Annotated in this window: 13 protein-coding genes; 8 read left to right on the top strand and 5 right to left on the bottom strand. The window is 75.2% G+C overall.

The window, feature by feature from the left end; genetic code table 11:
* The first annotated feature begins 18 nt into the window (after window positions 1-18).
* From ACFYWX_RS09805 to ACFYWX_RS09785, 5 genes are read left to right on the top strand one after another with little or no spacing between them, the layout of a single operon-like run.
* Window positions 19-816, top strand: coding sequence for a hypothetical protein (locus ACFYWX_RS09805; RefSeq protein ID WP_389423457.1), 798 nt, complete (start codon window positions 19-21; stop codon window positions 814-816).
* Between the two features lie 2 nt (window positions 817-818).
* On the top strand, window positions 819-1,136 hold the full coding sequence (locus ACFYWX_RS09800; RefSeq protein WP_389423456.1) for a hypothetical protein: 318 nt from the start codon (window positions 819-821) through the stop codon (window positions 1,134-1,136).
* The gene (locus tag ACFYWX_RS09795; RefSeq protein ID WP_389423455.1) at window positions 1,133-1,846 is read left to right on the top strand and encodes a hypothetical protein; all 714 of its coding nucleotides are present in this window, start codon (window positions 1,133-1,135) and stop codon (window positions 1,844-1,846) included. The genes ACFYWX_RS09800 and ACFYWX_RS09795 overlap by 4 nt, the downstream gene beginning before the upstream one ends.
* A gap of 3 nt (window positions 1,847-1,849) precedes the next feature.
* Window positions 1,850-3,424: a hypothetical protein gene (locus tag ACFYWX_RS09790; RefSeq protein WP_389423454.1), complete on the top strand. Its 1,575-nt coding sequence runs from the start codon at window positions 1,850-1,852 to the stop codon at window positions 3,422-3,424.
* Window positions 3,421-6,834: a hypothetical protein gene (locus tag ACFYWX_RS09785; protein WP_389423453.1), complete on the top strand. Its 3,414-nt coding sequence runs from the start codon at window positions 3,421-3,423 to the stop codon at window positions 6,832-6,834. Before ACFYWX_RS09790 ends, ACFYWX_RS09785 begins: the two co-directional genes overlap by 4 nt.
* A gap of 64 nt (window positions 6,835-6,898) precedes the next feature.
* Here ACFYWX_RS09785 and ACFYWX_RS09780 read toward each other — a convergent pair whose 3' ends face one another.
* Together ACFYWX_RS09780 and amrS are read right to left on the bottom strand one after the other, a co-directional pair.
* Complete coding sequence (locus tag ACFYWX_RS09780; RefSeq protein WP_389423452.1) at window positions 6,899-7,159, bottom strand: radical SAM-modified peptide, FtsH ternary system-associated; 261 nt, start codon at window positions 7,157-7,159, stop codon at window positions 6,899-6,901.
* Window positions 7,156-8,187: an AmmeMemoRadiSam system radical SAM enzyme gene (gene amrS, locus ACFYWX_RS09775; protein ID WP_389423451.1), complete on the bottom strand. Its 1,032-nt coding sequence runs from the start codon at window positions 8,185-8,187 to the stop codon at window positions 7,156-7,158. The genes ACFYWX_RS09780 and amrS overlap by 4 nt, the downstream gene beginning before the upstream one ends.
* Before the next feature lie 81 nt (window positions 8,188-8,268).
* On the opposite strand from amrS, the gene ACFYWX_RS09770 reads away from it, so the two are divergent.
* Complete coding sequence (locus tag ACFYWX_RS09770; protein WP_389423450.1) at window positions 8,269-8,811, top strand: MOSC domain-containing protein; 543 nt, start codon at window positions 8,269-8,271, stop codon at window positions 8,809-8,811.
* A gap of 11 nt (window positions 8,812-8,822) precedes the next feature.
* Here the strand turns inward: ACFYWX_RS09770 and ACFYWX_RS09765 are convergent, their stop codons facing one another.
* Both ACFYWX_RS09765 and ACFYWX_RS09760 read right to left on the bottom strand, forming a co-directional pair.
* The gene (locus tag ACFYWX_RS09765; protein ID WP_389423449.1) at window positions 8,823-9,614 is read right to left on the bottom strand and encodes an NADPH-dependent F420 reductase; all 792 of its coding nucleotides are present in this window, start codon (window positions 9,612-9,614) and stop codon (window positions 8,823-8,825) included.
* Between the two features lie 222 nt (window positions 9,615-9,836).
* Window positions 9,837-10,514, bottom strand: a complete 678-nt coding sequence (locus ACFYWX_RS09760) for a FadR/GntR family transcriptional regulator (protein WP_389423448.1) — start codon at window positions 10,512-10,514, stop codon at window positions 9,837-9,839.
* Window positions 10,515-10,721: 207 nt separating this feature from the next.
* Between ACFYWX_RS09760 and ACFYWX_RS09755 the strand changes: the two genes are divergently transcribed.
* Window positions 10,722-12,413, top strand: coding sequence for a 2-isopropylmalate synthase (locus tag ACFYWX_RS09755; protein WP_389423447.1), 1,692 nt, complete (start codon window positions 10,722-10,724; stop codon window positions 12,411-12,413).
* Window positions 12,410-13,213, top strand: a complete 804-nt coding sequence (locus tag ACFYWX_RS09750; protein ID WP_389423446.1) for an ABC transporter ATP-binding protein — start codon at window positions 12,410-12,412, stop codon at window positions 13,211-13,213. Before ACFYWX_RS09755 ends, ACFYWX_RS09750 begins: the two co-directional genes overlap by 4 nt.
* A 42-nt stretch (window positions 13,214-13,255) precedes the next feature.
* On the opposite strand, the gene ACFYWX_RS09745 is transcribed toward ACFYWX_RS09750, so the two are convergent.
* Window positions 13,256-13,468 carry an EF-hand domain-containing protein gene (locus ACFYWX_RS09745; RefSeq protein ID WP_389423445.1) on the bottom strand — a complete coding sequence of 71 codons (213 nt, stop codon included), beginning with the start codon at window positions 13,466-13,468 and terminating at the stop codon, window positions 13,256-13,258.
* Window positions 13,469-13,476: the final 8 nt, after the last annotated feature.

Raw genomic sequence — 13,476 nt, 5'->3', positions numbered from 1 at the left:
GGGGGGAGCCGTCAGGACATGTGCAATCCACGCCGAGTCAGAGTCACCGCGACGCGGGAGGTCGCCGAGGCCTGGCAGGTCGAGCTGGAGCGCCGGGTCGCCCTGAGCGACACCGTCGTCAGCGAACTGGAGATCTCCTTCCCCTTCGGGGGCACCCTGGGCGACCGTACGCGCGCGGTCTTCGAGGGCGCCCTCGCCCGCGATCCGCACTGGCGGGATACGGGCGACGGCGCGTACGAACTGCGGCTCGGCGACGGCCGGGTGACGTACCGTCCGGCGGACGGGACGCTCGTGGTGCGGGCCCGGCTGACGGATACCGCGCGCGCCGAGGGCGTGGCGGCCGAGACGCTGCGCGGCACGGTCAGGGACGTCGCGCACGGCGAGGGCGAGGGCCGCTACTACGACGACAACTATCGCGGCAGGACCCGCCGGATCGCCGACGCGGAGGCCCGCAGGGTCGCCGAGTCCGCGGCGGAGCGCAACGCGCGGGCGCTCCTCGACAGTGTGCGGCGCCGCGCCCAGGCGGCCTCCGCGGCCGCGGAGCGGGGCGCTGAGGAACGCGTACGGCAGGCGGCGACCGCGGACGCCGCCGCCCACCTCGAGGCGGAGCGGGCCCGGGTGCGGGACGAGCTCGACGCCCGCAACCGGCAGCGGGTGGAGCGGCTCGGGCAGGAGGCGCTGCGAGCGGTGAACGCCGTACTGGCGCTGGCGTACCGGGAGGCGCTCGTCGCCTTCGCCCGGGAGCAGGGGGCCCGTGATGTCCGGGTCACGGAGTCGCCGGACTCGCTCGACGTCGAGTTCGAGATGGGGAGCTAGCCATGAGGGTCAGAGTGCGCTTCCGCTTCAACACGGTCTCGGGCGAGGTGGAGCTGTTCCAGATCGACGACATCGGCGCGGAAGAGGCGGACGGGACGCGAGGGGCCCGCCCGCGCGGGGCGGCGCACGACACGGAGCACGACCGGATCAGCGCCGAGCTCGGTGCGGTCGCCGCCAGCCGGCCCGAGATCGAGGAGGTACGACCGGTGGGCGCCGGCGTCGCGTTCGATCCCGCGCTGTGGTCGCAGGTACGTCCGGTCAGGGCCAGGCACGAGGAGTTGGAACCCGACGTCGAGACGGGAGAGCTGGGCACGCAGTGAGCAAGAGGGTCCAACTGCTGCTGCGAGCGGCCCGCGCCTACGCCGAGGCGGGCGCGCACGCCGACGCGGCCCGCTGTTACGACACGCTGGGCTGGCGCTGGAGCGCGGCGGACGCCTACCACCGCGCGGGCGATCTGGAGCACGCCGCCGAGACCTACCGCAGGGCGGGCCATCCGGACCGGGCCGCCCGCTGCTTCCGGCTGCTGGGCCGTCCCGACCGGGCCGCCCGGTGCTGGCAGGAGGCGGGCAGTCCGCTGGAGGCGGGATGGGAGCTGCTGGTGGCCGGACGGACCGAGGCGGCCGCCCCGTTGCTGGCCGCCGCCACCCGCACCCCGCCCAAGGCGCCGGCCCCGCTGCTGCGGCTGCGGCTCGCGCAGGAGCTGTACCGCCGGATCGAGGACCGCGCCGGGCCGGGCCGGGCCGCGGGCCCCGAACCGTTTTCGGCCCTCCTGGCGGAGGTGGAGCAGGCGATCCTCACCGTGTCGTCGCGCACCGAGCGGCTGCGGCTGCTGGAGTGGGGAGTGGAGGCGGCCGACCGCATCGACCGCTTCGACGTGTCCGCCGCGCTGTTCGGCGCCGCACACCGGCCGCGCCGGGACCAGTCGGCGGCCCGCGCCGAGGTGCTGGAGCGGTGGCAGGACTGGGCGGCCCGGCGGTTGGGCGGTACGGCCTGGCTGCCCGTCCCTGGCGCCACCCCTGTGGCGGGGTGAGCCGTGACGGACTTCCTGGGCCGTGCCCGGCGCCGCCCCGGCGAGGGTGTCCGCCCCGCCCCGGCCACTGCGGCGGATGGTGCGGTTCGCTGGCGCAGCGCGGGCCGCTTCGGCTCCGCCCGGCAGACGCTGGCGGCTCTGGGCTCGCTGTACGGGGCGGGCGCGGCGGACTGGGCCTGCCACCGGCAGCCCGGTGCGGCGCCGGGTGAGGCGTCGGCGTACTGGCTGCTCACCACGGTGCACGGGCCGGTGGCCGCCGATGTGATCGCGCTGCACGGCGGCGAGCCCGTGCCGGTGGACAGCCCGCGCACGCACGACGTGCGCGAGGTGCGGTCCTGGCCCGAGGTGACGGCGGTGGAGCTGCTGGCCGCCTTCCCCACCCACGGTCCGCCGACCGTGGGGCACCCGCTGCTGTACGTGCTCACCGCCCCCGCACTGCTGCGGACCGTGGTGCGTCACGCGCGGTCCGCGCGGGTCGACGTCTCGTGCGTCCGGGCCGCGGCGCGTCCCCTGTTCCCGGCGGTGCGGCCCGGCGTGGAGGAGGAGCGGCTGCTGATCCTGCTGAGCGCCCCGGCGGTCCCGGTCCTCGACGATCCGGGCCGCGCGGTTCCCGACGGCCTGGTGCACTCCCTGGTGTCGCTGCCCCGTACCTCCGTGTGCCGTCCGGCCGCCCACTGCGCCCGGCTGCTCCTCGACGTACGGCACGATCCGCCGCTGGACGAGGAGTTGCTGCAACCCTTCCTCCCGGAAGGGGAGTTGTGGCTGCTGGGCGACTCGGGTGAGCAGCCTCCCGTGGCGCTGCGGCTGCTGGCCGCCCCGGCGCCGCTGCGGGTCCAGGCGCCGGTGGACGCGCCCGCGGCGGCCGTGCGGCGGGCGGGCCCCGTGAGCGAGCCGCTCGAGACCCGGTTGCAGGTGGTGCCGGACCCGGAGGCCCGTACGGGGGCGGACGCGGTGCTGCTCACGGACGACGAGCTCCCGCTGCTGCGCCGCTATCTGACGGGACGTCCGCTTGCGGAACAGGCCTTCCTCGCGATGGGGGACGGCACCCACCTCCTCGTCGACGCGTCGGGGCTGGTGGCGTCCGTGCCCTTCGGCGTGCCTTTGCGCCGGGTGGGCCCGGGCGCCTGCTACGTGCAGTCCGGCCATGTGCTCACGCCGCCGCTGCCGCCGGGTGCCCGCGTCCGCTCGCTCGGGCTGCGGGCGGGAGTCGCCGTGGTGTGCTGGTATGCGGGCCGGTCCGAGTTCCGGCTCGATCCGCTCGTACCGGTGTGGACGCTGTGGGCTCCGCCCGAGCCACCGGCCGCGCCTCCCGGCCTGTCCCACACCGCCCGCGAACTCCTCACGCTCTTCGAGTCCCTGATGGACGGCCAGACCGACGCGACCGGTCCGGCGGGCGGCGGCCCGGTGCCCCCCGAGGCGTCCGAGGAGAACCCCACGACGGCTCTCGCCCGGGCCGCCCTGCTGCGGGCCGAGGGGCATCTCTCCGAGGCCGCCGAGGTGTTCCGCACGGCGGGGGATCCGATGGAGGCGGGCCGGCTCTTCGAGCAGGCGGCACTGCGGCTGGGAGAGGCGGAGTGACCTCGCCCGCCCCGAGCGACGGCCTGGCGCCGCAGCGCCGCTGGTTCCGGGCGGACGATGCCCGGTACAGCGGCCTCTCCCCCGACGGCACCCTCTTCCTGCGCGCCGAGGGGACGGCCGTGGAGGCCGTCGACGACAGCGGCCGCAGGCTCTGGTCGGCCGCCCTGGACGGGTCCGGCGCCGGGCCGGTGTCCGCCGTGTGGGCGCCCGACGCGAGCGAGGTCCTGGTGTTCGCCGGCACCCGGGGGCACGCCCTGGACCCCGACACCGGCGCCGAACGCACCCGGTTCCCGGCGGTGCGGGGAGCGGCGGGACCGGCCGTCGCCGTCTCTCCGGACGGCCTGCGCACGGCCCTGCTCTCCGACCGGCGGACCGTGACGGTCCGTCACCGCCGTACGGAGGCGACCGTCCACCTGTCCGTCGGGGACGAGGTCGTCGACCTGGTGTGGGACCCGGGCGGCCGGCTGTTGTGCGTGGCCACTCCGACCGCGTTGCAGCTGTGGAACCCGACCACCCGTGATCCGTACGCCATGCCGTGCTCCGGGCGCACCGCCCTGCACGCGGTCGCGTGGGCCCCCGACCGCAGGACCCTGGCCTTCGCGGACGCCCTGGGCGTGCACCTGGTGGACGCCCAGGGCACGGCCACACCGGTCTCCGCCCTCGCCCCGCTCGTGTACGGGCTCGGCTTCGGCCGCACCGGCCGGCATCTCGCGGTCGCCACCGCCGACCGTGTGCTGATCCTCGACCGCGAGCTCTCCCCCGTCGCCGAGCTCCCGGCGGCCCTGCGCCTCCCGGCCGACTTCAGCGCCTGCGCCGCGGGCCGGCTGCTGGTGCGGACCGAGCGGGACGGTACGGCGGGCTACGCGCTGTGGGAGCTCCCCGACGCCGTCGAGCCCGTGCCCGGACGGCGCACCGACGCCGCGCTGCGGCGCTGGGTCGCCGCCATGTGCGGCTCGGTCGGCCGCCGGGTCCCCGAGCCGGGCGAGGCCCCCACCCTGCACGCCGACCCCCCACACCCGCTCGGCACAGCCGAAGGCCTCCCCGCCCCCGGCTTCGCCTGGCTCGACGACGACAACTCGGTCGGCGAACTACGCCCTGGCCTGCTGACGCGCCGCCGCCCCGGAGCGGGGGCGCGGGGGCGGGCGCCGGCGCCGGCGCCGGGAGGGGCGACGGGACCGCGACGGACGACGGCGGGCCCGGGACAGGCGACCGAACCGGGACGGACGACAGCAGGCCCGGGACAGGCGACCGAACCGCGACGGACGACAGCAGGCCCGGGACAGGCGACCGAACCGCGACGGACGACAGAGGCGGGACGAGCGACGGAGGCGGGGCGGGCGACGGAGGCGGGGCCCGCAGTCGAGTCCGTGTGGACGGTCGAGCTGGCTACCGCCCGCTGGGGTGGGGCCGTCGACATCGAGCCGTCGGCCGAGGCTCTGGATCCGGCGCGGTCGGACTCCCCGGGCGCGGCGGTCGCCCTCGCGACGCGCCGGGGAGCGGCCCCACTCACCGTGCTGGACGCGGTCACGGGCGCCGTACGGGCCCGGTTGCCCGGGGGGCAGGCGCCCGTCTGGTGTCCCATCGGCGGTGGCCGGCTCGTCGTACCCGAACCGGGGCCGACACCCGCTCACCTGTACCTGTACGAGCTGGGGGAACCGCCCTCCGAGGCCACCGCGGTGAGCCGGTTCGTGCCCGGCCGGGTGGGCCGGCCCGCCTGGTCGCCCGACGGGCGGCTGCTGGCGGCGGGCACGTCGGGCGAGGTGCTGCTGTGGCGGATGCCGGAGTTCGCCCTGACCAGCCCCCGGCTGAGACTCCCGTCGGGAGCGTTCGGCACCAGGGTCGCCTGGTCCCCCGACGGCAGCAGGCTCGCGGCCACCTGCGAGGCGGGCCGCGGGCCGACCGTCGTGTGGGACACGGCCGACTGGCAGATCCACCGCGAGCTCGGGGCACCGGGCGGCGTCGGCTGGGCGCCCTCACTCGCCTGGTCGCCGGACGGCTCCCTGCTGGCCGCGCCGGGTCCGGGCAGGTCGACGTCGACCGTGCAGATCTGGGACGTGGCGGAGGCGTCGGTGGTGCTCACCCTCGAACCGCCCCGCGTTCCGGGCCCGTTGTGGGCGGTGCGCTGGTCCCCGGACGGCCGCCGGATCACCACGACGTACGGCGGTGGCACCACGCTCGTGTGGGAGCTACGCACCACCGGCTCCGCCCCGTCCGCGCCGCTCCCGCTGCCCGCGAACCGGCTCGCCGAGCTGGGCGGCGCGGCCGTGGCCGCGGACGCCGCGGCCCCGCTGTCCACCCTCGCCGAACTGCTGACCCTGCTCACGCCCACGACAGCGGGCGTCCCGAGCACCGGTCACGCGGAGCTGCTGCACGGCGCCCGTGCGGCGCGGGCGCTGCGCGCGCTGGACTGGCCACCGGCCGCGCACCCTGCGCTGGCCGCCGTCACCGCCTCCCAGTTGCCGCCGGACTCCCGGTACACGGCGCCCTCGGCCGTTCCCTCGGCCGAACTGCGCTCCGCGCTGGAACGCGGCCTCGGGGGCGCCGCCCAGGACCCGCCGGAACACGGGCACGGGGCCGGTGCCCTGGCCGCCGCGCTGGAACGGACCCGCACCCGCCTGCTGCCCGCCCTGCGCCTGCTCGGCCCGGACGCCGTACGCCAGGACCCCGGGCTGGTGCACCGGGTGGCCCGGGGCCTGGGAACGCAGGGACCGGAGCCGGACGGACGCCATCCCGTTCCGGGGCTGCGGCTGCCGTCGTCCCCCGTGGGCGACGAGATCACCGGCCCCACCGCCGCCGGGGCCCCGGCCGGTCTGGTGCGGCACGGCCCGCCGGACCGCATGGTGCCCAGCCAACTCGCCCTACCCGATGACGTGTTGGGCCCGCTCTACGCGCAGGACGCGCTGCTCTACCGCACCCGCAGCGGCGCGGCACCGCCCGCGACACGCAACGCCGTCCTCGTCCTGGACACGGGACCTGCGGCACACGGGCAGGTCGGCACGTGTCTACGGGTGTGCGCCCACGCCCTGGCCCAGGCGCTGCTGCGAGCGGGACGTCAGGTGGAGCTGCTCCAGCTGAACGGCCTGGGCGGCCCGCTGCCGCTGGCCCACACGGCCGATCTGCGCGCGCTGTGGCAGGTCTCCCCGCCCGCGCCCCCGGATCCGGTACGGGCGGCGGAACGCGCGACGGCCGCGCTGCGCCGGCTGGAGGTCGCCGCGCTCGGCACGCCGCGGGCGGTGCTGCTCACCCACCCGCACCAGCGTCGGCTCGGCCTGCCCGGCCTGCTCACGATCCGGGTCCACTACCCGGGAGTGCCCACGACGACCGACGAACGCAACAGCTGGACCCTGGCGCCCGATCCGGCGCCGCAACGGCTGAAAGCCGTACTCGCCTCCGTGCTGGCGGAGTTGTGACGGCAGCTGATCGGCCTGATCGGCCTGTCCAGCCTGGTAGGTCTGATCGGCCTCGCCGGCCTGGTCAGCCGCACATCATCTGTTCGATCTCGTCCGGGCCGAGGCCCTCCAGCAGCCGCTCCAGCAGGTCCGGCCGGAAGGCGTCGCCGAGGATCTCCACGCCCTCCGCCGACCAGGTCAGCCGCAGCCGCACCAGTCGCCCCTCGGGGTGCCCGGCGTACTCGTCCGCGTCGATCAGATCGGGCAACGAGTCCACCAGCCGGTAGGTCGCCCCCGCCTGCTCCCCCGACCGCACCCGCTCCTCGCCGTACTCCGATGCCGTCATCGCCAGACCCCCTTGATCCGTGTCCCGCACTCCCCGCACCGGCCCGTCCCGTCGAGCCGCAGGGCCGACAGCGCCCAGATGTCCCGGTCGACCGCGGCCGCCGCGCAGCCCGGGCAGTAGGTGGTGCGTCCTTCGGCTCCCAGCGCCCGCTCCACGTACACGTGCCGCAGCCCCGCCGCCCTGCCGATGGCCCGCGCCCGGTCGAGGCGGTCGGGGCCGGTCGGGGCGTGGGTGTCCATGCGGTGCGTCGGGGTGAACCGCATCAGGTGCCAGGGGATGTCCCGGTCGACGGAGACCAGGAAGCCCGCGATGGCCTCCAGCTGGGCGTCGTCGGCACTGGTCCCGGGGATGAGCGGAGTGGTGGCCTCCACCCAGACGCCCCGGTCGTGCATCCGCCGCAGCGTGTCCAGTACGGGGCGCAGCGGGGCCCCGGTGAGCCTGCGGTGCGGCTCCTCCTCGGCGGCCTTGATGTCGATGTTGACGGCGGACAGCGCGGGCGCCAGCCGGTCGGTGGCCTCCGGGGTGAGGAAGCCGTTGCTCTTCCACACCAGCGGCACTCCCGCCGGCCGGGCCTCGGCGGCGAGCGCCAGGGTCAGCTCCGGGGCGAGGGAGGGCTCCGAGTACGACAGCCCCAGGGACGCGGACGCCTCGGCCGCCTCCCGCACCACCGCCGGCACGTCCACCGACTCCAACGGCAGGCCGCGGCCGGCGTCGGGCTCACGGCCGTACTGGGACAGCCGGTGGTTGACGCAGTAGTCGCAGCGGAAGGAGCAGCCGGGCGGCGCCAGCGTCAACACCGTGCTGCCGGGCCTGAAGTGGTAGAAGGGCTTGCGTTCGACGGCGTCCCGGTGCTTGACCGTCGTGGCGAGGGTGAGGGTCTGCACGGAGCCGCCCCGCCGACGCCGTACCTTGCAGGCGCCGGTCTCGCCGTCCCGCAGCCGGCAGCGGAACGGGCACAGCACGCATCTGACCTCGTCGGCCGTGGCCCGGGTGAAGGCGCCGTCGGCGCTCTGCCAGTTCCCCGCCACCGCGCCACCCCCGTCGTCCGTGCCAGCGTAGTGGCGGGGCCGTACGCCTGTCAGGACAACGCCACCGGGTACGCTCGCGGCATGGGTGGGACGGTCAGCGCGGTCAGCAGCAACGCTTCGTACTCGTTCACCAAGCCCAACCGCGACAGCATCACGCTGATCGCCGGGCTCGGTGTGGAGGGGGACGCGCACCTGGGGGTGACGGTGAAGCACCGGTCCCGGGTGCGGCAGGACCCCACGCAGCCGAACCTGCGGCAGGTGCACCTCATCCACGAGGAGCTGTTCGCCGAGGTGGGCGAGGCCGGGTTCGCGGTGGCGGCCGGGCAGCTCGGGGAGAACGTCACCACGCGCGGCATCGATCTGCTGGGGCTGCCCGAAGGGACCCTGCTGCGCCTGGGGGACGAGGCGGTCGTCGAGGTGACCGGGCTGCGCAATCCCTGTCTGCAGATCGACGCCTTCCAGAAGGGGCTCCTCAAGAAGGTCGTCGAGCGGCACGAGGACGGGACGACCCGCTTCAAGGCCGGGATCATGAGCGTCGTCGTCCGTGGGGGCGTGGTACGGCCCGGCGACCCGGTGACGGCCGAGCTGCCGGACGAACCGCACCGGCCCCTGCACATCGTCTGAAACGCGGGCCGCTACGCCTGCCACTCCGGCTTGCGCCCGGGTGTCGCCTCCGCCAGGGCCTTCGTCACGTCCGCCACACCGCCGCGCAGGCCGTAGACCGGGGTGTCGGGCTGCTGGCGCCAGGAGTCGTCGAGGCCGCCCGCGTCGACCGTGTCGAAGCCCAGCTCGTCTATGAGGGACCGTACGACCGCCTTCGCCGCCTCGTCGTCGCCGGCCACCGGCAGGGCGATGCGGTCGGGGGCGCCGGCCGGTCGGGGGCGGTCCAGGATGTCCTGGGCGTAGGTGCCGTTGAACGCCTTGATCACGGGGTGGCCGAGGGCGCGTTCCGTCCAGCGGCTCTCGGTGAGGCCCTCGACCTCGATCGCGAGGATCTTCCCGTCCCGCTGCTTCGGGTAGTAGTTGCCGGTGTCGATGACGGCGACGCCGTCGGCCGCCCCGTCCAGCACGCCGGTCGGCAGATCCGCCAGCGCCTTCTCGGGAATCGCGATCACGACGATCTCCGCGCCGCGTGCGGCCTCCTCGATCCGTACGGGGGTCGCGCCCGTTTCCCCGGCCAGTTCCGTGAGCGTGTGCGGGCCGCGGGAGTTGGCCACGGAGACGTCGTGTCCGAGGGCGGTGAGCCGCCGGGTGAGGTTCCCGCCGATGTTGCCCGCGCCGATGATGCCGATCTTCATGTCCTGCCTCGCCCTTCCGGGGGTCGGTGGTGTCGCGTACGGCTGTCGTGAGCCGAGTAACCGCCGTCCCGGGTGGGCTATTCCGCCTCCTGGCAACAAATGCAGTGGGACGCGCGACCGGAGGCCCACCTCGGGCGACGCGAACGGGGGGCCGGGCCCTGCCGCGCGCGGCCGACGGGCCCCCGGCCCGGGCGACTCACCGACCCCGCTTCCCGCGACCGACGGACCCCGACCCGGGCGGGGCACCGGCCCCCGCCTCACCTGGCCGACGGGCCCCGGCCCGGACGACACACCGACCCCCGTCTCACGTGACCGACGAGCCCCGACCCCGGCGGCGCACCGACCGCCGCCTCACATCGCGAACGGATCCTCAAGTTCCCCGCGCAGCACTTCCGCCGCGGCCTCCGCGTCGCCATCGGTGACGGCTCGGACCAGGGTCGCGTGGGCGTCGTCGCTGGTGTTCGGGTCGTGGGCGCGCACGTCGGTCAGCGTCAGCAGATCGATCAGCCCTTCGCGCAGGACGGGGGTGAACTCGGTGAACAGGTCGGCGAGCACGGGGTTGTGCGCGGCGGCGACGACGGCCGCGTGGAAGGCGATGTCCGCGTCGACGAAGGCGGCGTCGTCGGCCGTCGCGGCCGCGCGGCGGCCGGCCAGCGCCGCCTCGATCGCCGTGACGTCCTCGGGGGTGCGCCGCCGGGCGGCCAGCCGGGCCGCGTACACCTCGACCGCCAGGCGCACCTCGTACACGTCGCTCACCGCGGCCCGGCGCAGCCGGGTCGGCCAGTCCTCGACGGGCTCGGTGGCGACGACGAAGACGCCGGAGCCCTGCCGGGGCCGTACGAGTCCCGCACCGGCGAGCGCGCGCAGCGCCTCGCGCACGGTGGAGCGGCCCACGCCGAGCTCCTTGGCGAGGGTGGTCTCGCCGGGCAGCCGGGTGCCGACCGGCCAGTGGCCTGCGGCGATCTGCTCGCGCAGCTGTTCGGCGGCCTGTTCGACCAGAGGACTGGGACGAACGGGGCCGAGCGGCATGAGTGTCACCAACTTGTCTGAGGACCAACGACGTTCACAGGCGTTCTCACTTGTCTGAGGACCTGAGGTGTGGTTAGCGTACCGGCATGACGCTGTGCGGTCTCCTTCTTCTCGGCTGCCGCGGCGGGGCCTGAAGCGACCGGCACCCCGCCGCGGGTCGCCGTGCTGCCGGTCACCGTCCGACCGAGCCGAAGGCAGCGACCGTCGATGAAGACCCTCTGGAACCCGCAACGCCCCAGCCCCATGCCCCACCACCGCTACCGCCCCTTCCACGAGCGCGTGCACGTGCCCGTGACCGGGTCCGACCGCACCTGGCCCACCGCCCGCATCGAGCGCGCCCCGCTCTGGGTCCCGGTCGACCTGCGCGACGGCAACCAGGCGCTCGCCGAGCCGATGGACACGCCCCGCAAGCGCCGCTTCTTCGATCTGCTGACCGGCATGGGCTTCAAGGAGATCGAGGTCGGCTACCCCTCCGCGAGCCGCACGGACTTCGACTTCGTACGGCATCTGGTGACCACCGGCGCCGTGCCGGACGACGTCACGCCGGTCGTGTTCACCCCGGCCCGGCGGGAGTTGATCGACCGCACCTTCGAGGCCGTCGAGGGGCTGCCGCGGGCGGTGGTGCACCTGTACATCGCGACCTCTCCGGTGTGGCGGGACGTCGTCCTCGGCCGGGACCGGCGCGAGGTGTGGCGGACGGTGCGCGAGGCGGCCGCGCACATGGCGCGCCGGGCGGGCGACTCTCCCGGAATCCGGTTCCAGTTCTCCCCGGAGACCTTCAACCTCACCGAGCCGGACTTCGTCCTCGAACTGTGCGACGGCCTCACGGAGTTGTGGGACGCGAGCCCCGACCGCCCGGTCACCCACAACCTTCCCGCGACCGTCGAGATCGCGACGCCCAACGTCTACGCCGACCAGATCGAGTACCTGCACCGCAACCTGGCCCGCCGGGACTGCGTGATCCTCTCCGTCCATCCGCACAACGACCGTGGCACCGGCATCGCCTGCGCCGAACTCGCCGTGCTGGCGGGGGCGCAGCGCGTGGAGGGCTGCCTGTTCGGCAACGGAGAGCGCACGGGCAACGTGGACCTGGTGACGCTGGCCCTCAATCTCTTCGCCCAGGGGGTCGATCCCATGGTCGACCTCGGCGACATCGACGCGGTCCGGGAGACGGTCGAGCACTGCAACCGGCTGCCGGTGCACCCACGGCACCCGTACGCCGGCGAGCTGGTCCACACGGCGTTCTCGGGCACCCACCAGGACGCGATCAGCAAGGGCCTGGCCCACCACGCCGAGAGGGCCGCCGCGTTGGGGGTGCCGGAGGGGCAGGCGCCGTGGGAGGTGCCTTACCTGCCGATCGATCCGGCCGATGTGGGCCGGTCGTACGAGGCGGTGATCCGGGTCAACTCGCAGTCGGGCAAGGGCGGAGTGGCGTACCTGCTGCGCACGCACCACGGCCTGGACCTGCCCGAGCGGATGCGGCCCGACTTCTCGCGGGTCGTGCAGGAGGCCACGGACGGCAGCGGGCGCGAGGCGACGCCGAAGGAGCTGTACGAGCTGTTCCGGGCCGCGTACCTGACGGAGGGCGAGGTCCAGCTCCACGCCTGGTCCACCCACCAGGAGGCGCCCGGCGTCCACCGCTTCGTCTGCACCCTCCAGACCGGCGACCGCACCGGCGACCACGAGGGCACCGGCAACGGCCCCCTCACCGCCTTCGTGGACGCGCTGGCGGGCGCCGGGTTCACGGTGGACGTCCTCGACTTCGCCGCGGACGCAGGCGTCGCCTACGCCGAGTGCCGTGCGAACGGCGCCACGGCCTGGGGCGCCGCCGAGGACTCCTCGACGCTCGCCGCCTCGGTCCGGGCGGTCCTGTCCGCGGTGAACCGGGCGGCGCGATGACGGACGTCCTGCGCGCCGAGGACGTCCACCTGGTGCGTGACGGCCGGCCGATCCTCCAGGAGGTGTCGCTGACGGTGCGCCCCGGCGAGCACTGGGCCCTCCTCGGGGCCAACGGCGCCGGCAAGTCGACCCTGCTCGCCCTGCTGGGCGCCCGGGTCCACCCGACGCGGGGCACCGTGGACGTCCTGGGCCACCGGCTGGGCCGTGTCGACGTGCGCGAGCTCAGGTCGTACGTGGGCCACGTCGACCCCCGTCACCCGCTCACCGAACCGCTGCGCGTCCGCGACGTCGTCCTGACCGGGCTGACCAACTCCGTGGCGCCGCTGCCGCGTTGGCGGCCGACACCCGGACAACGGGTCCGGGCCGACCGCCTGATCGACACCCTGGGGCTCAGCAGTCACCGCGAGGCGCGCTGGCCGACGCTCTCGCAAGGTCAGCGCGGCCGGACCCTGATCGCCCGCGCGCTCATGCCGCAGCCCCGGCTCCTGCTGCTGGACGAACCGGCGACGGGCCTGGACCTGCCGGGCCGCGAGCGGCTGATCGACGCGCTGGGCACCCTGCGCGAGGCCCATCCGCGTCTGGCGACCGTCCTGGTCACCCACCACCTGGAGGAACTCCCGCCGCACACCACCCACGCCCTGCTGCTGCGCGAGGGACGCACCCTGGCGCGGGGACCGGCGGCCGAGGTCCTCACCGGTGACCAGGTCGGCACGTGCTTCGACCTGCCGCTGGCGCTGGAGCGGCACGGCGGCCGGTGGAGCGTGCGGATCGAGCACCGGGCGGACGGACTCAGGGCATGACGAAGGGGGGCGCCCCGAGCGGGCGCCCCCCTTCCGTGCGCGTCACTTGTTCAGGTAAGCCCAGAACTCGTCGAACGACAGCAGCTTGTCGCCGTTCAGGTCGCGGCTCTTGATGATCGCCTCGGCGACCGTGTCGGTGACGTTCCAGTCACCCTGCTGGGCCAGGGCGGTCTTGAACTCGGCAGCGGTGATGAAGCCGTCACCGTCCGTATCGATCCGCTCGAACTGCTTGCGTGCCTCGTCGATGTCCGCCACCGATGCGC

Origin of the sequence: Streptomyces sp. NPDC002888 (assembly GCF_042888465.1) — a bacterium.
In the GTDB taxonomy this organism is placed as follows: domain Bacteria; phylum Actinomycetota; class Actinomycetes; order Streptomycetales; family Streptomycetaceae; genus Streptomyces.
Note: the sequence above shows the minus strand (reverse complement) of the source record. Positions and strands in the feature narration are given on the sequence as shown.

What these genes read in the sequence shown, in the direction of transcription:
- ACFYWX_RS09805 (WP_389423457.1), top strand. Translation starts at nt 19, where the DNA reads ATGTGCAATCCACGCCGAGTCAGAGTCACCGCGACGCGGGAGGTCGCC.
- ACFYWX_RS09800 (WP_389423456.1), top strand. Translation starts at nt 819, where the DNA reads ATGAGGGTCAGAGTGCGCTTCCGCTTCAACACGGTCTCGGGCGAGGTG.
- ACFYWX_RS09780 (WP_389423452.1), bottom strand. Translation starts at nt 7,159, where the DNA reads ATGACGGCATCGGAGTACGGCGAGGAGCGGGTGCGGTCGGGGGAGCAG.
- ACFYWX_RS09770 (WP_389423450.1), top strand. Translation starts at nt 8,269, where the DNA reads ATGGGTGGGACGGTCAGCGCGGTCAGCAGCAACGCTTCGTACTCGTTC.
- ACFYWX_RS09760 (WP_389423448.1), bottom strand. Translation starts at nt 10,514, where the DNA reads ATGCCGCTCGGCCCCGTTCGTCCCAGTCCTCTGGTCGAACAGGCCGCC.
- ACFYWX_RS09755 (WP_389423447.1), top strand. Translation starts at nt 10,722, where the DNA reads ATGAAGACCCTCTGGAACCCGCAACGCCCCAGCCCCATGCCCCACCAC.
- ACFYWX_RS09750 (WP_389423446.1), top strand. Translation starts at nt 12,410, where the DNA reads ATGACGGACGTCCTGCGCGCCGAGGACGTCCACCTGGTGCGTGACGGC.